At 68.1% G+C, this 18750-nt stretch carries 19 protein-coding genes; 14 read left to right on the top strand and 5 right to left on the bottom strand.

What is annotated here, in order from left to right; genetic code table 11:
- Positions 1 to 265 precede the first annotated feature (265 nt).
- The 5 genes from NMI01S_RS16765 (at position 266) to NMI01S_RS16745 (ending at position 3718) form a co-directional block, all read left to right on the top strand.
- A complete protein-coding gene (locus NMI01S_RS16765; RefSeq protein WP_369689911.1) occupies positions 266 to 1312 on the top strand; it encodes an RNA polymerase subunit sigma-70 in 1047 nt (348 codons plus the stop codon).
- A complete protein-coding gene (locus NMI01S_RS16760; RefSeq protein ID WP_062998204.1) occupies positions 1312 to 1569 on the top strand; it encodes a hypothetical protein in 258 nt (85 codons plus the stop codon). The genes NMI01S_RS16765 and NMI01S_RS16760 overlap by 1 nt, the downstream gene beginning before the upstream one ends.
- Before the next feature lie 62 nt (positions 1570 to 1631).
- Positions 1632 to 2369, top strand: a complete 738-nt coding sequence (locus NMI01S_RS16755; RefSeq protein WP_062998202.1) for an SDR family NAD(P)-dependent oxidoreductase — start codon at positions 1632 to 1634, stop codon at positions 2367 to 2369.
- Positions 2370 to 2386: 17 nt separating this feature from the next.
- Positions 2387 to 3100 carry an SDR family NAD(P)-dependent oxidoreductase gene (locus NMI01S_RS16750; RefSeq protein ID WP_062998201.1) on the top strand — a complete coding sequence of 238 codons (714 nt, stop codon included), beginning with the start codon at positions 2387 to 2389 and terminating at the stop codon, positions 3098 to 3100.
- Between the two features lie 42 nt (positions 3101 to 3142).
- The gene (locus NMI01S_RS16745; protein WP_062998199.1) at positions 3143 to 3718 is read left to right on the top strand and encodes a dihydrofolate reductase family protein; all 576 of its coding nucleotides are present in this window, start codon (positions 3143 to 3145) and stop codon (positions 3716 to 3718) included.
- Between the two features lie 62 nt (positions 3719 to 3780).
- Here NMI01S_RS16745 and NMI01S_RS16740 read toward each other — a convergent pair whose 3' ends face one another.
- Positions 3781 to 5022, bottom strand: coding sequence for a fatty acid desaturase family protein (locus NMI01S_RS16740; RefSeq protein ID WP_062998197.1), 1242 nt, complete (start codon positions 5020 to 5022; stop codon positions 3781 to 3783).
- An 8-nt stretch (positions 5023 to 5030) separates the two neighbouring features.
- A complete protein-coding gene (locus tag NMI01S_RS16735) occupies positions 5031 to 6143 on the bottom strand; it encodes a ferredoxin reductase (RefSeq protein WP_062998195.1) in 1113 nt (370 codons plus the stop codon).
- 256 nt (positions 6144 to 6399) lie between these two features.
- Here NMI01S_RS16735 and ilvD point away from each other — a divergent pair, with 256 nt between their 5' ends.
- Together ilvD and NMI01S_RS16725 are read left to right on the top strand one after the other, a co-directional pair.
- Positions 6400 to 8091, top strand: a complete 1692-nt coding sequence (gene ilvD, locus NMI01S_RS16730; RefSeq protein ID WP_062998193.1) for a dihydroxy-acid dehydratase — start codon at positions 6400 to 6402, stop codon at positions 8089 to 8091.
- A gap of 86 nt (positions 8092 to 8177) precedes the next feature.
- Positions 8178 to 8972, top strand: a complete 795-nt coding sequence (locus tag NMI01S_RS16725) for a PIG-L family deacetylase (protein ID WP_062998191.1) — start codon at positions 8178 to 8180, stop codon at positions 8970 to 8972.
- Between the two features lie 134 nt (positions 8973 to 9106).
- Here NMI01S_RS16725 and NMI01S_RS16720 read toward each other — a convergent pair whose 3' ends face one another.
- The gene (locus NMI01S_RS16720) at positions 9107 to 10753 is read right to left on the bottom strand and encodes a flavin-containing monooxygenase (RefSeq protein ID WP_062998189.1); all 1647 of its coding nucleotides are present in this window, start codon (positions 10751 to 10753) and stop codon (positions 9107 to 9109) included.
- Positions 10754 to 11080: 327 nt separating this feature from the next.
- Here NMI01S_RS16720 and NMI01S_RS35335 point away from each other — a divergent pair, with 327 nt between their 5' ends.
- Entirely contained in the window at positions 11081 to 11236 is a 156-nt protein-coding gene (locus tag NMI01S_RS35335; protein ID WP_167669911.1) for a DUF6131 family protein, read from the top strand.
- 136 nt (positions 11237 to 11372) lie between these two features.
- Here NMI01S_RS35335 and NMI01S_RS36395 read toward each other — a convergent pair whose 3' ends face one another.
- Together NMI01S_RS36395 and NMI01S_RS16710 are read right to left on the bottom strand one after the other, a co-directional pair.
- Entirely contained in the window at positions 11373 to 11813 is a 441-nt protein-coding gene (locus tag NMI01S_RS36395; protein ID WP_218021030.1) for a pentapeptide repeat-containing protein, read from the bottom strand.
- A 42-nt stretch (positions 11814 to 11855) separates the two neighbouring features.
- Positions 11856 to 12344 carry a hypothetical protein gene (locus NMI01S_RS16710; RefSeq protein WP_062998187.1) on the bottom strand — a complete coding sequence of 163 codons (489 nt, stop codon included), beginning with the start codon at positions 12342 to 12344 and terminating at the stop codon, positions 11856 to 11858.
- A 190-nt stretch (positions 12345 to 12534) separates the two neighbouring features.
- On the opposite strand from NMI01S_RS16710, the gene NMI01S_RS16705 reads away from it, so the two are divergent.
- The 6 genes from NMI01S_RS16705 to NMI01S_RS16680 all read left to right on the top strand — a co-directional run bounded on the left by NMI01S_RS16705 (position 12535) and on the right by NMI01S_RS16680 (position 18744).
- A complete protein-coding gene (locus NMI01S_RS16705) occupies positions 12535 to 14481 on the top strand; it encodes a glycoside hydrolase family 15 protein (protein ID WP_063920756.1) in 1947 nt (648 codons plus the stop codon).
- A gap of 9 nt (positions 14482 to 14490) precedes the next feature.
- Entirely contained in the window at positions 14491 to 14862 is a 372-nt protein-coding gene (locus tag NMI01S_RS16700) for a DUF4186 domain-containing protein (RefSeq protein WP_245716896.1), read from the top strand.
- A 54-nt stretch (positions 14863 to 14916) separates the two neighbouring features.
- A complete protein-coding gene (locus NMI01S_RS16695; RefSeq protein WP_062998731.1) occupies positions 14917 to 16248 on the top strand; it encodes an APC family permease in 1332 nt (443 codons plus the stop codon).
- 155 nt (positions 16249 to 16403) lie between these two features.
- A complete protein-coding gene (locus NMI01S_RS16690) occupies positions 16404 to 16895 on the top strand; it encodes a beta-class carbonic anhydrase (RefSeq protein WP_062998185.1) in 492 nt (163 codons plus the stop codon).
- 72 nt (positions 16896 to 16967) lie between these two features.
- On the top strand, positions 16968 to 17804 hold the full coding sequence (locus NMI01S_RS16685) for a helix-turn-helix domain-containing protein (RefSeq protein WP_084513017.1): 837 nt from the start codon (positions 16968 to 16970) through the stop codon (positions 17802 to 17804).
- 124 nt (positions 17805 to 17928) lie between these two features.
- The gene (locus NMI01S_RS16680) at positions 17929 to 18744 is read left to right on the top strand and encodes a sterol desaturase family protein (RefSeq protein WP_084513046.1); all 816 of its coding nucleotides are present in this window, start codon (positions 17929 to 17931) and stop codon (positions 18742 to 18744) included.
- Positions 18745 to 18750 lie beyond the last annotated feature (6 nt).

Here is an 18750-nt window from a genome sequence, read left to right as displayed (position 1 = left end):
GGCGTGAACCTCTTCGTACCGACTCACAACGAACCGACCCTGCGTGTAGAGCCGATAACGTTTTCTCCAGAGTGACCGCTATCGGCGCGGCTAAACGGAGGCGGCCGATTCGAATCGTGAGGTATCGGACACAGTGCGCCACCACTCACCTGGTCGATTGTCCGAGTGGTTGCGCGGCGCAGTCGATTTCGTCTCGCCGAGGTCCGGCGCGCTGGTCCGTCTCCGGTAGCCGACGAGGCGGAAGGGGTTGGTCGTTTCCGGACCGATGACCGATCGGGCCCGGATGCGTCATACAGATATGGATCAGCGAGTGGAGGCAGCGCGCGACGGCGACCAGGTCGCGTTCGCGCATCTGGTCGAGCCGGTGCGGCGCGAGCTGCAGGTGCATTGCTATCGCATGCTCGGCTCGGTCGAAGACGCCGAGGACGCCGTGCAGGAGACGCTGTTGCGGGCGTGGTCACGGCTGGACACCTACGCCGGGCGCGCCCCGCTGCGCGCGTGGTTGTACGGGATCGCGACCCATACCTGCCTGGACGCGCTGCGGCGGCGCAAGGCCCGGGCGTGGCCGGTCGATCTGGCCGGCCCGGCGGACCCGCATCGCTACGAGCTGGGCACGGTGGATGTGCCGTGGCTGCAGCCGTATCCCGATCGGCTGCTGGACGTGGCCGCCGCGGGAGAGGACCCGGAGGCGGTCGTCACCGCGCGGGAGACGATCGAGCTGGCGTTCCTGGCCGCGATCCAGCGGCTGCCCGCGCGTCAGCGCGCCGTGCTGATCCTGCGAGACACGCTGGACTGGTCGGTCGCCGACACCGCCGCCGCACTGGGGGTCAGCCGGGCGGCGGTCAACAGCGCGTTGCAGCGTGCCCATGCCACCCTGTCGGAACATCTTCCCGCACAACGAGATCGGTGGCATCCGGTGTCGACGGCGTCCGAACGCCGGGCGCTGGCGAGGTTGATCGGCGCGTGGGAGAGCGCCGACCCGGCCGCACTGGTCGCATTGCTGCGCGACGACGCGACGCTGATCATGCCGCCGGGGACGGTGTGGTTCGCAGGTCGCCGCGACATCGGCACATTCTTCGCCGACCACGTCTTCGGTGAGATGGGCGGCGGCTGGCGGCTACGTCCGACGGGCGCCAACCGGCAACCGGCGTTCGGGCTGTACTGGCGCGAGCCCGGCGCGGACGCGTTCGACGCGTTCGCGATCGGAGTGCTGACCGTCGACGGCGATGCGCTCGCCGAGATCGCGCTGTTCCATCAGCCGGAGTTGTTCGCCGCGTTCGCGCTGCCGCCGGCGTTGCCGTCCCAGAACTGATGGACGCTCGGCGCGTGCGGCGCTGGCGGGTGGTGCTGCAGCCGGGGGCCGCGCTCGATTACGTCGCCGCCGACTGGACCGACACTCTCGTCGTGGTGACCAGTGGCGAACTGGAGCTGGAATGCCGCAGCGGCAGACGGGCTCGATTCGCCGCCGGAGCGGTCATCGCCCCCGCCGCCGTACCGGTGCGACGGCTCCTCAATCCCGGCCCCGAGCCCCTGGTGCTGTCCGCGGTCGCGCGACGACCCCACCGATGACGGACCGACCCCGCGTGCGTCACACAGGTGAAGACATCGAATTCACCGAGTAGGAGCACAACATGTCCGTCTCAACCACAGCGGCCGGCAAGGCAATACTCGTCACGGGCGCCGGACGCGGCCTCGGGAGCGCGCTCGTCGACGAGGCGCTGCGCCGCGGAGCGCACCGGGTCTACGCCGCAGCCCGGCGACCGGTCGACCATCCGGATCCGCGCGTCACCGCCATACGGCTCGACATCACCGATCCCGGCCAGGTCCGCGCGGCCGCTGAACTCGTCGGCTCGCTCGACGTCCTGGTGAACAATGCCGGCGTCTCCACACCGGACGATCTGACCGACTCGGAAGCCATCGAGGCCCATCTGGCGGTCAACCTGTTCGGCACGTATCGGGTCACCCACGCCTTCCTGCCGCGATTGCGCGAATCCCGCGGGGCGGTCGTGAACGTGCTTTCGCTGGCCGCGCTGGCGACCGTGCCCGTCACGCCGGCGTACGCCATCTCCAAGGCCGCCGCCTTCTCGATGACGCAGTCGCTGCGGTTCCTGTCGGCCGCGCACGGTGTCGGCGTGCACGCCGTCCTGCCCGGTCCGGTGGATACCGACATGATCCGCGGCTGGGACATTCCCAAAGCCGAGCCGGGGGCGGTGGCCCGCGCGATCCTGTCCGGGCTCGCGGACGGCCGGGAGGAGATCTTCCCGGATCCGATGTCCGCATCACTCGCGACCGCGTGGGACGACGGGGTCGTCAAGAGCCTGGAGCGCGCGAATGCCGCCGCCGTACAAGCAGTGGCGGTGGCGTCGTGAACGGCTCCCGGCCGACGATGGTAGTCGGCGGCAGCCGCGGGCTGGGCCGGGGGATCGCGGTCGCGTTCGCGCGCGCCGGTGCTGCGGTCGTCGCCGTGGCGCGCACGGAGTCCGCACTGCGGGAACTGGCCGCCGAGACACCCGGCATCGACATCGAGGTCGCCGACGCGGCCGATCCGACCGTGCCGGGGGCGCTGCTCGACCGCCACCGGCCGGACACTCTGATCATCGTCGCGGGTGCACCACCGCTGCTGCGGCCGCTGCACCATCACACCTGGGAGACGTTCTCGGCGAACTGGAATACGGACGTGCGCATCGCCTTTCACTGGTTGCGCGAAGCGCTGCTGACACCGCTGCCGCCCGGCGCTCGCGTGATCGTCGTCAGCAGCGGCGCCGCCGTCCACGGTTCACCGCTCAGCGGCGGATATGCCGGGGCCAAGGCGACGCAGCGGTTCATCACCGGCTACGCCCAGGACGAGGCCCGGCGCGCCGGCTCGGACATCACCTTCACGACGGTGCTGCCGCGGCTCACTCCCGCCACGAGCCTCGGCCTGCCCGCTGTGCGCGCCTACGCGGCCCGTGCCGGGCGGAGCGTGCGGGAATACATCGAGCAGGCGGGTGAGCCGCTCACTCCCGAGATCGCCGGCGCCGCATTGCTCGAACTCGCCTCCGCGGCCGAACCCCCGGGGTCCTGTCAACTCACCGCCGACGGCCTGACGGCCCTGCCCTGATCGGCGGCGTTCGCCGTTCGACCGACGAAAGCAGAGGAACGGATGCGCAAGCTCATCGCAGCGATGAAGATCTCGGTGGACGGGAAATACGAAGGGGCACAAGGGTATGCGGACTGGGTGCACGGCTGGTCCGATGATTACGGTGTGACGCCGCAGATCGACGCCTGTGTGCTCGGAGGCCGGATGTACGACGGCTACGAAGCGTATTGGACCGCGATCGGCGACCACCCGGGCAAACCCCTGCCCCAGACCGGCGCGGCGCCGACGCCGGGCGAGCTCGAATGGGTCGAATTCGCCCGGCGCACACCGCATTACGTCGTCTCCGCAACGAAACGTACGGCCGCATGGCCGAATACGCGATTCCTGCGCGGCCTCGATGACGTCGCGGCACTGAAAGCGCGACCCGGAAAGGACATCTACCTCATGGGCGGCGCCACCCTCACCGGCGCCGCGCTCGACGCGGGCTTGGTGGACGAGATCCGACTCATCGTCTACCCACTCATCGCGGGAAACGGGCCGTTCCTGTTCGCGACCACGAGTATTCGCCATCCACTCGCGCTCCGGAAGTTCGAGCAATGGCCCGACGGCCGACTGAGCTACGTCTACGACATCGGCTGACCGGCACCGAACGCCGGCCCGCCACCGAGTGGCGGGCCGGCGTTCGATGTGGGTTCCCGCGTTCAGGATGCCGTGCGCACCGGCGCCTGCTTCAGTTCGCGCAGCGCCGTGCGCAGCCCCCGGCGCTTGCCGGTCTCCGGGTCGACACCGAAATGCGCACGCATCCCGTCGCGAATCGCGAACCGCAACTCGGAAGCGGTCTCCGGGGCGTCATCGGAGGTCGCGGTGAGCAGGGCATTGGGCAGGGCCAGCTTCGCGATCGTCCGGAACGACTGCAGATACTGGCGGCCGAGCGAACCGGTCGTGTACGGCAGGTCGTATTTCTCGCACAGTTCCCGGACCCGGACGCCGATCTCCTCGTACCGGTTACTGGGCAGGTCGGGGAACAGATGGTGTTCGATCTGGTGGCTGAGGTTACCGCTCATGAAGCGCATGAGCGGCCCGGCGCGGAAGTTGGCCGACCCCAGCATCTGTCGCAGATACCAGCGGGGCTGATCCTCCTCCGCGAGCTCCTCGGTCGTGAATTTCTCCGCGCCGTCGGGGAAGTGGCCGCAGAAGATCACCATGTAGGCCCAGTAGTTGCGGATGAGATTGGCGGTGGCGTCGGCGGTCAGCGTCGTCTTCCAGTTGCGCCCCGCCAACGCCGGGTAGATCAGATAATCCTTGGCCGCCTGTTTGCCGACCTTCGTTCCGATGATGCGCAGGTCCCGGAACGCCTGGCGCCAGGTCTTGTCCTTGCGGCGAATCTTCTCCACCTCGAGGTGGTGCAGCGCGACGCCCCATTCGAACAACGTTCCCAATGTCAGGTTGTACACCGGATTTCCGATGTTCCACCACTCCCACCGCTGGTCGCGGGTCACTCGCAGAATTCCGTAGCCGACGTCGTCGTCCATGCCGACGACGTTCGTGTACTTGTGATGGACGAAATTGTGCGAATGCTTCCATTGCACGCTGGGGCAGGTGGTATCCCATTCCCAGGACGAGGAGTGGATTTCCGGATCGTTCATCCAATCCCATTGCCCGTGCATCACATTGTGGCCGAGCTCCATGTTCTCGATGATCTTGGCCAGCCCGAGCATCGCCGTGCCGGCGAGCCATGCGGCCTTGCGATTGCTGAACATCAGCGTGACCCGGCCGCCTGCCGCCAGGGCCCGCTGCAGGGCGATGGTGCGATGGATGTAACGGGCGTCCCGCTCACCGCGGGACTCCTCGATATCGCGGCGGATGGTGTCCAGTTCGTCGCCGAGCGCCTCGATGTCCTCGGGAGTCAGGTGGGCGTAGGCGTCGATATCGGTGATGGCCATAGGGGCTCCTACAGATCGAGGGTGCATTCTCCGGACACGCTGCTGATGCATGTCTGGATTCGTTCTCCTTCGCGCCGCTCCGCGCCGGTGCGCAGATCGCGCACATATCCCCCCGCCAGCGGGACGACACAGGTTTGGCAGATTCCCATCCGGCAGCCGAAGGGCATTCCGATGCCCAGCTCTTCTCCCGCTTCGAGAAGTGTTGTGGCGCCGTCGATCTCCGCCTTCTTCCCGGACGCGGCGAAGTACACCGTTCCGCCCTCGCCGCCGTGGTCGGTGCGGGCGATGGTGAATCGCTCGGTATGCAGCCGGCGGCGCAGTCCGCCGGCCTCGTAATGCGCTTCCATCTCGTCCAGCAGCGCCGGCGGGCCACACGCCCAGCAGTGGCGCTCGCGCCAATCGGGCACCCATTCGTCGAGCCGTGCCGCGTCGAAATTCCCCATCTCCCTGGTGAGTTGGAGCGTCAGGTCGTAGCGGGGGGAGTCCGCGGCCCGGCTTTGCATCTCGTCCAGGAAGATGACGGCGTCGCGGGTGGGTGCCGAATGCACGTGGCAGATGTCGGGCTCCTGCCCATGGGCCTCGAGCGCGCGCAACATCGCGATCACCGGCGTGATCCCACTGCCGGCGGTGACGAACAACAGTTTGTCCGGCACCGGCTCCGGCAGATGGAAATCGCCCTTCGGCGCCGCCAGCCGGATGACGGTGCCCGGCACGACACCGTCGACCAGATGTGTCGACAGGAACCCGTCGGGATTCGCCTTCACCGTGATCGAGATGGTCTTGTCGTCGTCCCCGCCGATCGAGGTCAGCGAATACGAGCGCCAATGCCAGCGCCCGCCGATCTGCAGTCCGATGCCGACGTACTGTCCCGGCGTGTACGTGGTCGGAAAGCCCCAGCCGGGCCGGATGGTGACGGTGGCCGAATCGGCGGTCTCCTTGACGACGTCGACGACCTTGCCGCGCAGTTCGCGGGCGGTCCACAGCGGGTTGACGAGGCGGAGGTAGTCGTCGGGAAGCAGTGGCGTGGTGGCCCGCGCCACCAGCCCCCGCACGATGTTGACTCGCGGCTTCTTGGCGCTGACATCGGCGGCAGGCCGTTTACTCCATTTCAACAGATCCATGGAAGCCCTCACTTCCGTGTACATCCGTACACTCGAAATGCCTGTGCCTACCTGCGCTGGTATACCACCGTCGCGCGCCGGTACACACGATTCTCGAAGTTCGTCGGAATCCACCCGCGGTATCGCCGCGAGTCGCACCGTCGCCAGGTCTGCTCGCTCGTTGAGTGGACGACTGTGCGCCGAACCGCCTCGCCACGCCACGCGCCGAAGACCGACCAACCCGCTCCGGGGTTTGCGCCGGTCGTAGGCTTGCCCCATGGCACACGATCGCGACACGGCGCACGACATCAAGCCTCGCTCCCGGGATGTCACCGACGGGCTGGAGAAGACCGCCGCCCGCGGCATGCTCCGCGCCGTCGGCATGGGCGACGACGACTGGGGCAAGCCGCAGATCGGCGTCGCCTCCAGCTGGAACGAGATCACCCCGTGCAATCTGTCGCTCGATCGCCTGGCCAAGGCGGTCAAGGAGGGCGTGCACGCCGGCGGCGGCTACCCGCTCGAATTCGGCACGATCTCGGTCTCGGACGGAATTTCGATGGGCCACGAGGGGATGCACTTCTCCCTGGTGAGCCGCGAGATCATCGCCGACTCCGTCGAGACCGTCATGATGGCCGAACGGCTCGACGGATCGGTCCTGCTCGCCGGCTGCGACAAGAGCCTGCCGGGCATGCTGATGGCCGCGGCGCGCCTGGATCTGGCGAGTGTGTTCCTCTACGCCGGTTCCACGCTGCCGGGCAACGTCGACGGCCGTGATGTCACGATCATCGACGCGTTCGAGGCGGTGGGCGCCTGTATGAAGGGGTTGATCAGCCGCGAGGACGTCGACCGGATCGAGCGCGCGATCTGTCCGGGCGAAGGCGCCTGCGGCGGTATGTACACCGCCAACACCATGGCCTCGGCCGCCGAAGCGCTGGGCATGAGCCTGCCCGGTTCGGCCGCGCCCCCCGCGCCCGACCGGCGCCGCGACGACTACGCCCGCAAGTCCGGCGAGGCCGTGGTCGGACTGCTCCGCAGTGGCATCACCGCCCGCGACATCCTGACCCGCGAGGCGTTCGAGAACGCCATCACCGTCGTCATGGCGCTCGGTGGTTCCACCAACGCCGTCCTGCATCTGCTGGCCATCGCGCGGGAGGCCGAAGTCGAGCTGACCCTGGCCGACTTCAACCGGGTCGGCGACAAGGTGCCACATCTGGGTGACCTCAAGCCTTTCGGCCGCTACGTCATGAACGATGTCGACCGGGTCGGCGGCATCCCGGTCGTGATGAAGGCCCTGCTCGACGCGGGGCTGCTGCACGGCGATGTGCTGACAGTGACCGGCGCGACCATGGCCGAGAATCTGGCGCACATCGAGCTGGGCCTCGACGGTGACGTGATCCGCCCCCTGGATCGCCCCATCCACAAGACCGGCGGCCTGACCATCCTGCACGGCACCCTCGCGCCCGAGGGCGCTGTGGTCAAGAGCGCCGGATTCGACTCCGACGTCTTCCGCGGTACCGCGCGGGTCTTCGACGGAGAGCGCGCCGCGATGGACGCGCTCGAGGACGGCACGATCGGCGCGGGCGATGTGGTGGTGATCCGCTACGAAGGCCCCAAGGGCGGACCCGGTATGCGTGAGATGCTCGCCATCACCGGGGCGATCAAAGGCGCGGGCCTGGGCAAGGACGTCCTGCTGCTCACCGACGGCCGATTCTCCGGCGGCACCACCGGTTTGTGCGTCGGTCACGTCGCGCCCGAGGCCGTGGACGGCGGGCCGATCGCCTTCGTCGCCGACGGCGATCCCATCGTTCTCGACGTCGCCAACCGCATTCTCGACGTCGAGATCGACGAGGCCGAACTGGCCGCGCGCAAGGTCGGCTGGGAGCCGCTTGCTCCGAAGTACACCTCGGGAGTGCTGGCCAAGTACCGCAAGCTGGTCAGCTCCGCCGCCCACGGAGCCGTGACCGGCTGAGATCTCGGGGCCGTGACCCGGCTGAGCTCTCGGAGCCGTGACCGGGTGAGGCCGACAAGGCCGTGGCCGTGCCGTAGCGTTGCGCCATGGCAACGTTGGTCAGTTTCCACGCCCATCCCGACGACGAGGCGATCACCTGTGGCGGGGTGATGCGCAAGGCGTACGAGCAGGGGCACCGAGTGGTTCTCGTGGTCGCGACACGCGGCGAGCACGGCGAGGTGCCGGACGGATTCCTCGACGAAGGCGAGCCGTTGTGGCAGCGGCGGGTGCGCGAAACCCACGCTGCCGCAGAGATTCTCGGCGTCGCGCGGGTGGAGTTCCTCGGTTACGTCGACTCGGGGATGATGGGGACGCCCACCAACGACGCGGCCGGATCGTTCTGGACCGTTCCCGTCGAGGATGCCGCGCGGCGGCTGGCCGCCATCCTCGCCGAGGAGGACGCCGAGGTACTCACCGTCTACGACGACAACGGCGGATACGGTCATCCCGACCATATTCAGGTCCACCGTGTCGGGATGCGGGCCGCCGAATTGGCCGGTACCCCACGGGTTTTCCAGAGCACCATGAACCGCGACGAGGTCGTGCGCGGTATGAAGGAGATCGCCGAGCAGGCCGGGGAGACGGGAATCGAGGCGCCCGATATCAGCGAGGTCGCCGAATTCGGGAAGCCGGAATCGATGCTGACCACGGCGGTCGACGTCTCCGCCTATCTCGGCCACAAGCGCGAAGCCATGCGGGCGCACCGGAGCCAGATCGACGAGCAGTCCTTCTTTCTCGCGCTGCCGGATCCGGCGTTCGCCCGGGCGTTCGGCACCGAATGGTTCATCCGCAGCGGCGCGCGACCGGACCTTCTCGAAACGGATCTGTTCGCCTCTCGGTGACATCGCGCGGACCGGTCGCGATTGCGCCGGGCCGCAAGCCGATCCGGGGCTTTCGGTGGGACGCAATGCCGTACCACGGTATCGGTCCCGCGGTCCGGATCCGGACCGCGGGACCTACTGTGGGACCTCTTCGATTACGTCCGGTCCGAGGGGACGTCGAGGACGTCGAAACCCTTGTAGTCGGCCGCGGCCACCTCGGCGATGATCTCGCCGTACACGCCGAACCCGCCGACGAAGGGCATGAACACCCGAGGCTTACCCGGCACGTTCGCGCCGAGGTACCACGAATTGGCTTGCGGCATCAGAGTTTTCGCCGCCCGCTCGGCGCATTCGGCGACCCAGGCCGACACCGCGTCCGGTCGCGCCTCGAGAGCGGCCGCGCCGCGGCGTTCCAGGAAGTCGATCGCGTCGGCCACCCAGTCCACGTGCAGTTCCGAATGCAGCACCATATTGGCCAGGACCGAGGGACTGCCGGGCCCGGTGAGGTTGAACAAATTCGGGAAGCCGCTGATGCCCAGGCCCAGATAGGTTTTCGGGCCCTCGCGCCACGCCTCGTTCAGCGTTTCGCCGCCGCGGCCGACGATATTCATCTTCGCGACCGATCCGGTCATCGCGTCGAAGCCGGTGGCCAGGACGAGGGTGTCGAGCGCGTAGTGCGCGTCGGTGGTGTGCACGCCCGCGGCGTCGATCCGCTGGATCGGTGTGGTGCGCAGGTCCACCAGTTCGACGTTGCCGCGGTTGTAGGTCTCGTAGTAGTTCGTATCGGTGCAGATCCGTTTGGCGCCGATCGGATGGTCGCGCGGGATCAGCAGGTCGGCGACGCGTGGGTCGTCGATCACCGCGCGCACCTTCTGCTCCCAGAACAGGCGCGCCGGCTCGTTCGCCTCGGCGGTCACCATCTGATCCGGGAACGTCTTGCTGAACAGCACACCGCCGAGCTGCCAGCGCTTCTCGTAGGCGTCGCGGCGCTCCTGCTCGGAAACCTCGAGGGTGTTCTTCGGATGCGGCCGGTGCGGTGAACCGCCACCGCTGGCCATCGACAGCCGCCGCCGCTCCGGATAGCCGGCCTTCTGCTCGCGGCGCGTCTGCTCGTCCAGCGGCGTATTACCCGCGGGCACACTGTAATTGGGTGTGCGCTGGAAGACGTACAGCCGTTCCGCCTGCTCGGCCAGATGCGGAATGGCTTGGATGCCCGAGGATCCGGTGCCGATGACACCGACCCGCTGACCGGTGAAGTCGACACCGTCGGCGGGCCAGCTGGAAGTGTGCAGCAGCCGGCCGGCGAAGGTCGGCAGCCCGTCGATGGCCGGGGTGTTGGCATTGGACAGCGGACCGGTGGCCAGCACGACGAACCGCGCCGTCACCTCGGCGCCGCTGTCGACGCGGACCCGCCAGCGCAGCGTGGTCTCGTCGAGCACGATATCGGTTACCCGCGTGCCGAATTCGATGTCGCGGCGCAGATCGAAACGGTCGGCGACATGTTCGAGATAGGACAGGATCTCGGGCTGGGTGGCGTACTTCTCGCTCCAGTTCCATTCCTGCTGCAGGGCGTCGTCGAACGAGTACGAGTAGTCGACGCTCTCGACGTCGCAGCGCGCGCCCGGGTAGCGGTTCCAATACCACACGCCGCCCACGCCGTCGCCGGCCTCGAACGCCCGCACGCGCAGACCCTGCCCGCGCAGCCGGTGGATCGCGTAGAGCCCTGCGATGCCTGCGCCGACGATCACCACATCGACGCCGGTACGGATATTCCCAGTGGACGATGTCGTCTCGGGGGTCACAGTCGGATACCTTTCGCCGGAGACCTGTTTCTCCGCCTTCGACGCTAAGAAGGGGTACGGCGCTCGAGCAGATCTCGTCCCGCTGACCGGCGCTCACGGCGATACGGTTCCCGATAACCGGGACGCGCGCTGCGCCGTGCGTCGGCACCGGGACCACCGGGGCCGGCGCGGCCGCACATCGGGCGGCGGGCAGTAGCCCGACACCGTTGACACGGTGCGTTCGCGGTGGTTGAGTGGTTTTTAGCGTGTAGCCAGCGGGTAGCTTTGCAGACTGTCGAAGTGCCCGGTGCAGGCCTGCCGCTTCATTCACCGAATCAGGTATCGACCATGATCATTCTCGGAATCATTCTCCTCGTCGTCGGTTTTCTGCTGAAGATCCACATCATCTGGATCATCGGAATCGTGGTCCTCGTCATCGGTTTGGTGCTGCTGGCTCTGGGCTCGATGGGGCGTGCCGTCGGCGGGCGACGCCACTACTACTGACGCCGGTGCGGCCGCACGCCGGAACGCCCGAGCGAATTCGAGGAGTCGAGATGAGTACCACCACGATCGTCGTGATCGTTGTTGTCGTGGTTGTGGCGATCCTGGTCATCGCCGCGCTTGCCCGGGTGGCCGTGGTTCAACGTAAGGAACATCGTCGCGCCGAGGCCGCGGAGATCCGTGAGAAGGCGACCGAGCGTTCCCACGAGGTCGGTCGTCGCCAAGCGCTGGCCGACGAAACCGCGGCGAAGGCCCGAGCGGCGTCGGCCGAGGCCGATATCAAGGCGGCGCAGGCGGCAGGTCTGAAGGAACAGGCAGCCGCCCACCACAACGAGGCCGCGACCTCGCGCGACGAACTCTCCCAGGAATTCCGCCGCGCCGACAAGGTCGATCCGGACGCGCGGACCCGCGAGCCGGGGAAGGACGCCGAGGGCGGTCGCACGTCCGGAGCCGATGCTCCGCGAAACGATGCTCCGCGAAACGATGCTCCGCGAAACGATGCTCCGCGAAGCGATGTTCCGCGAAGCGATGTTCCGCGAAGCGATGTTCCGCGAAACGACGTCCCGAGAAACAACCCCACCGAGGGACGCTGACCCCTGCCCGCGTCACCGCGGGACCGCGCTCACCGTCCCCGCAGCGCGCGGTGGGCGCGCGGCCAGAACTCGAATCCGGCGGTGGCCAGACCGCCGAGACCGATCACCAGCACCGCCGCGTCGACGCTGGTACGCCCTTCGCGTGCCCAGTAGACGTCCTCGAGATCCAGCAGCAGTGCCAGTTCGTCGACGATCAGCGCCGAACCGGCGCCGTAGGAGGTGGCCACCACCGGATGGCGGCGGGCGCGCTCGGTGCCGCGCAGCGCCACCATCCCCACCGCCGCGAGCGTCGCGATCCCGATGTTGTAGTGGTGAAAATGCTTGCCGCCCAGGCTGATTCCGCCACCGCTGGGTCCGTGTCCGGCGCGGATCCAGTGTGTGAGGGCCCGTGTGGTCCCGAAGGTGGCCGTGAACGCGGCCCACGCCCACACCGCCGACCGCTCGCCGGGCCCCAGCGTCTCGAGCCACGCCCGTCGCACCTCGTGGCCGCGATGCTGGGCGGTGGCCAGGGCGCGCATGCCGTCTCGGTCGGTCACCCTCCCATGGTCGTCCGGCGAAGCGGTCCCCCATGCGGTATTTGGCAAATTTCCAGAGAACACGGTTGATGTACGCATCGGCTGGTCCGTGCCGGTAGAAACCACGCACCGGCGGACATACGATCGAAGCAGTGCCCGAGCGGGCCGAGCAGGTGACGAATGGGAGCACCGCATGAACGACCATCCGGAACACACGCCCCGGGTCACCGCTTTCCCGCGCATCGACGACTATGCGTTCATCTCCGATTCCGAGGTCACAGCCCTGATCGGGCCCAGTGGCGCCATCGAATGGATGTGCTTGCCCCGTATGGATTCCCCCAGCGTCTTCGGCGCGATCCTCGATCGCTCCGCCGGGTCGTTCCGCTTCGCGCCCGACGACATCGCGGCTCCGGCCGATCGCCGCTACATCCCCGGCACGATGGTCATGGAGACGAGCTGGCGCAGTGGCGAAGGATGGGCAACCGTTCGCGACGTCCTGCTCGTCGGCCCGTGGCGGCACCAGCAACCCGGTCGCAGCGCGCACCGCCGTGCGCCCACCGACTACGACGCCGAACACATCCTGCTGCGCATCGTGCACTGCGAGACCGGGCAGATCCAGTTCGTGCTGGACTGTCAGCCCGCATACGACTACGGGCGAGCGCGAGCCGCCTGGGAATACCTCGACAGCTACCACCTGGCCCAGGCCGGCGCCGACGGTGTCGATCTGCCGTTGCGGCTGACCACCGATCTGCGCCTGGGTATCGAGGGCTCGCGCGCGGTGGCCCGCACCCTGCTCAAGAGCGGCGATACCCGCTTCTGTGCGCTGTCGTGGGGCAGCCGGGAGGCTCCCGAAACCGTCGAAGAGGCCAATCGGCGCCTGGTCGGGACCGTCCATCACTGGCGGCACTGGCTGGCCGGCGGCCGGTTCCCGGACCATCCCTGGAGCGCCCAGCTCACGCGCAGCGCGCTGACCCTGAAGGGCCTCACCTTCGCCCCGACCGGCGCCATCGTCGCCGCGCCGACCACCTCGCTACCGGAAACCCCTGGCGGAGAACGTAATTGGGACTATCGCTACACCTGGGTCCGGGATTCGGCCTTCGCGCTGTGGGGGCTGTACACATTGGGCTTCAACTGGGAAGCCAACGACTACTTCTCCCACATCATCAATCTGGCCGAGAACGCCCAGGACATGCAGATCGTCTACGGCATCGGCGGCGAAACCGACCTGCGCGAACACACCCTGGACAACCTGCGGGGCTACGAGAACGCCTCCCCGGTGCGAGTCGGCAACGACGCGTATCGCCAACGCCAGCACGATGTCTGGGGCGCGGCGCTGGACTCGGTCTACCTCTACGCCCGCCATCAGGATCAGATCGACGCGCGCACCTGGCCGCTGCTGCGCTGGGCGGTCAAAAGCGCGCTCGCGGTGTGGCGCGAACCCGACCACGGTATCTGGGAAGTGCGCGGCAAGCCGCAGCACTTCACCTCCAGCAAGGTCATGTGCTGGGTCGCCGCCGATCGTGGCGCGCGACTGGCCCGCATCCACCAGGACTTCGAACGCGCCGCCCGCTGGCAGCGTGCGGCCGACGAGATCCGCGCCGACGTCTGCGCCAACGCCGTCGACTCGCGGGGTGTGTTCACCCAGTACTACGGCAGCACGGCGCTGGACGCCTCGACACTGCTCATCCCGCTGGTCCGGTTCCTTCCTCCCGACGACGAACGCGTCCGTAAAACGGTGCTCGCCATCGCCGACGAACTGACCAGTGACGGACTCGTCCTGCGCTATCGCACCGACGAAACCGACGACGGGTTCGCCGGGGCCGAAGGCACGTTCACGATCTGCTCGTTCTGGCTGGTGTCCGCACTCTCGGAAATCGGTGAAAATCACCGCGCCAAACAGTTGTGCGAGAAATTGCTCGGCTACGCCAGCCCGCTGGGCCTCTACGCCGAGGAGATCGACCCGGTGACGGGCCGGCACTGGGGCAACTATCCCCAGGCGTTCACGCACCTGGCGTTGATCAATGCCGTCATGCACGTCGTCCGGGACGAGCAGATCGAGCTGCGCACCGCGCTCGGGGGAGAGTCCATCGCCCCGCGCCTCGACGACGGCATGCTCACCGGCGGATACATCCATATCTAGGGTGGTGTGGTGCGGCTGGACCACACCACCCTCGACGCTCGCCTCGACGCCATCGCCCGGCAGCCGTTCCGGGCGAAGTTCCACCTGCGCGCGCCCGAGGTGGAGTTCGTCGCGCTGCGCGGCATGACGGTGGTGCGGGAACACGCTGCCGACCTCATCGGCACGCGGCTCGCACCTGCTCATCCAGCCAAGGACGGGAAGCAGACTCCCTGGGGCGGGCATCCGGTCTTTCGTGCTCAGCACGCCACCGCCACGTGCTGTCGCAGCTGTCTGCAGCGCACGCACGGCATCGCCAAGGGCCGCGAACTGACCACGCGGGAGCGTGAATACGTCGTGGACCTCATCTGCCGCTGGATCGAGGTGGAGTGCGCTCGCCGGTAGGGCCGCGAACGCCACCGTCCGGTTCGATGCGCGCTGGGCGGGTACGTGGCCGGTATGCCCCATTCCTTGAAGCGCGCCGTCAGTACGCCTCTGCTGTACTTCTTCATCCTGGGCGACGTGCTCGGAGCCGGGGTCTACGTGCTGATCGGTTCCGTCGCTCAGGCGTCGGGCGGTGCGGTGTGGTTACCGCTGGCCGTCGCGCTCGGCATGGCCACCCTCACCGCGGCGTCGTATGCCGAACTGGCGACGAAGTATCCGCGGGCGGGCGGCTCCGCGCACTATGCGACGCGGGCGCTGGGACCGGCCGCCGGCTCACTGGTCGGCTTCTGCATGCTCGCCGCGGGCGTGGTGTCGGTGGGAGCGCTGGCCCGGGCGTTCGCCGGTGACTATCTCCAGGCGATCGTGTCCGCGCCGACCGCGGTCGTCATCGTCGTCTTCCTGGTCGCGCTGGCGGCGCTCAACATCCGCGGGATCAAGGAATCGTTGCGCGCCAATGTGGCGGCGAGCCTGGTCGAGCTCAGCGGGCTGGTGCTGATCATCGGCCTGGGCGCGTGGATCCTGCTGCGCGGTGACGCCGATCCCGGCAGGCTCACCGAGATCGGCACCGCGGAACACGGTCCGGTCGCGGCGGTGCTCGCGGGTACCGTGCTGGCTTTCTACTCCTTCGTGGGTTTCGAGACCTCGGTGAATCTCGCTGAGGAGGTGCGTGATCCGCGGCGCTCGTACCCGATCGCGCTGTTCGGCGCCCTGCTCACCGCCGGAGTGGTGTACGTGCTGGTCGGTGTGGTCGCCAGCGCCGCCGTGCCCACCGATGAACTGGCGCGGTCGAGCGGTCCGCTGCTCGAGGTGGTGCGCCGGGCCGGCGGCGTGCCCGACCGGTTGTTCAGTGTCATCGCGTTGGTCGCCGTCGCCAACGGTGCCTTGCTGACCGGCATCATGGCCTCGCGGCTCGCCTACGGCATGGCTCGCGACGGACTGCTGCCGGCGGTGCTCACCCGCCTGCTTCCCGGCCGCCGCACTCCCTGGGTGGCGGTGGTGGTGACCTCGGGAGCATCCATCGCCCTCGCGCTCACCGGCGAGGTCGCGGTGCTGGCCGAAACCCTGGTCCTGCTTCTGCTCGTCGTCTTCGCGGCGGTCAACTGCTCGGTTCTGCTCGAGCGCCGCCATCCCGTCGACACCGACCACTTCCGTGTCCCTGCGCTCGTTCCCTGGCTGGCGCTGGCCTCCTGCCTCTACCTGTTCACCCGCATCGACGCCGAGATCTGGGCGCGCGGCCTGATCCTGGTCGGTTTGGGCGCCGTGCTCGCGCTGGTGAACGGCCTGCGCACCCGCCGCGCCCACCCGGAATCCCGCATCACGCAGGCGGTGAAGACGATGCGTCCGTGATCCCGGCCCGGTGGCAGCCGATCGCGGCGTTCATGTCACATGATCGGCAACCGTTGACTTCACGCTGAGCGAATACCTGGTGTTCGCGGCTGCCGGCAGGCATGATCCATGCGCACATGTGAATGTCCGCACTTACCCCGACGAAGGGCGCGATCATGACTGTGACAGATGAGCTCTTGGCCAACAATGCCGACTACGCGGCACAGTTCAGCGGACCGCTTCCGCTGCCGCCGAGTAAGCACGTCGCCGTGGTGGCGTGCATGGATGCGCGGCTCGACGTCTACCGCATCCTCGGACTCCAGGAGGGTGAGGCCCATGTCATCCGCAACGCGGGCGGGGTGGTGACCGACGACGAGATCCGTTCGCTGGCCATCAGTCAGCGGTTGCTGGGCACTACGGAGATCATCCTCATCCATCACACCGACTGCGGCATGCTGACCTTCACCGACGACGAGTTCAAACGCGGAATCCAGGACGAGACCGGCCTGAAGCCCGCCTGGGCGGCGGAGGCCTTCGACGATCTGGATGTGGATGTGCGCCAGTCGATCCGGCGCATCGAGGCCAGCCCGTTCGTGACGAAGACGACCTCACTGCGCGGATTCGTGTTCGACGTCGCCACCGGCAAACTTCAGGAGGTCCTCGCCTGATCTCGATCCGGCGGTCGTTGCGCCGGTGTGCGGGGACGGGCGTGGCGCGCGTGCCGCCCTATGGTTCGAGGCATGCCGAGTGACGTCTGCGATGCCGAAGGCTCGTTCCCGGGCGAGGGTGCCGACGCGGCGCTCCATCGTCCGACACCCGCTGTGGCGTCGAATGTTCCGGGTCCGGGACGGTGGTCCGGCGCGGCCCTGCTGTTGCCGGGCGTGCTGGCGTACGCGGGCGCCATCGGACCGACCGAGCGGCATGCCCACCATGCGGTGCAGCTGATGGTCGCGGCGGGGGAACTGCGGGTGGTCGACGACCACGGGCGCGTGCACACCGGAGGCCGGATGGGGATTCCCTCCGATACCGGACATGCGATCACGGCCGGTGCGCAGCCGGCCGTCGCGCTGTTCATCGATCCCGAATCCGCGCTGGGTAGCGCGGTGGAAAATCGTCTCGGTGCGTCCTGGGCGGACACCGACGTGCTGGCCGGTCTCGATCCCGCGAGCGGCGATCCGCGCGCCGCGGTGTCGGCGCTGACCAGGTCGGTGGGCGCCGGGGCCGTGCGGCCGGCGCGGCACCCCGGTGTCAGCGCCGCGCTCGAACTGCTGCCGGAGCTGATCGCGCAGGGCCCGGTGCGCACCGGCACACTCGCCGAGCGGGTGGGGATCTCGACGAGCCGGCTGACACATGTGTTCACCGATCAGGTCGGATTGCCGCTGCGCCGGTACGTGCTGTGGTTGCGGGTCATGACCGCCGTCGCGCGGACGGCCGCCGGCGACGACGTGACCGCGGCGGCGCATGCGGCCGGATTCGCCGACAGCGCGCATCTGTCGCGGACCTGTCGCGCCACCTTCGGCCTGCCGCCGTCCGCGCTGAGTCGCACTGTCCGCGTGGAGATCGGTTCCGCGATCTAGCCGAATCGTTCAATCGCATCCGCGGCGGTTCCTCCAGGCTGGAACGGTGACCGATACAACCCCTGCGAATACTGCGAAACACACTGTCTCGCAGCGGATTCTGAGTTATGTCTACGTGCCGTTCATGGTCTCGGGTGTCGACGGTGCCGCGATCGCGCTGTCGGCCGCCGGCGTTGCGGAGGTGTGGTTGTTACCCCTGCTGGTGATCGCAGTCGTGGCCTCGTTCCTCGCCGAGCGGGTCATCCCGTACGAGCGGTCGTGGAACACCGACCACGACGACACCCGCCGCGACCGTATCCATGCCGCGGTGAACGAAACGATGATCCTGGCCGGTGTGGCGGTGATTCCGCTGCTGGCGTCCGTGGTCCCGGCCCCGGATCTCTGGCCGCGGCACTGGCCGTTCCTCGCTCAGGTCCTGGTGGCGATCCTGGTCGCCGATTTCGGCATCACGACCACGCATCTGGCCAGCCACAAGCTCGGTGTCCTGTGGCGATTCCATGCCGTGCACCACAGCGTCACCCGGTTCTACGGACTCAACGGCCTGATGAAACACCCTCTGCACCAGGCGATCGAAACGGCCGCGGGGGTGGCGCCGTTGATCCTGGTCGGCCTGCCGGTCTCCGTCGCCGGCGTGCTGGCTCTGGCCGTCGCCGTGCAACTGCTGCTCCAGCATTCCAATGCCGACTACCGCGTCGGCCCCGCGACCTACGTGCTCGCCCTCAACGCGGGACACCGCTTCCACCACCTCAGATGGGCCGGTGTCGGGGACGTGAACTTCGGGCTCTTCACGCTGATCTGGGACCACCTCTACCGGACCTACTTCTACGATCCGGCGCGCCGATTCAGCTCCGCCGAACTCGGTATGGCGGCGAAACCGCACTATCCCACCGCCTATTCGGCACAGTTGCGCCATCCCTTCACCCCGGACGGAGGATGCTGAGGGCCG

The organism is Nocardia mikamii NBRC 108933, from assembly GCF_001613505.1.
Classification (GTDB): Bacteria; Actinomycetota; Actinomycetes; order Mycobacteriales; family Mycobacteriaceae; genus Nocardia; species Nocardia mikamii.
Note: the sequence above shows the minus strand (reverse complement) of the source record. Positions and strands in the feature narration are given on the sequence as shown.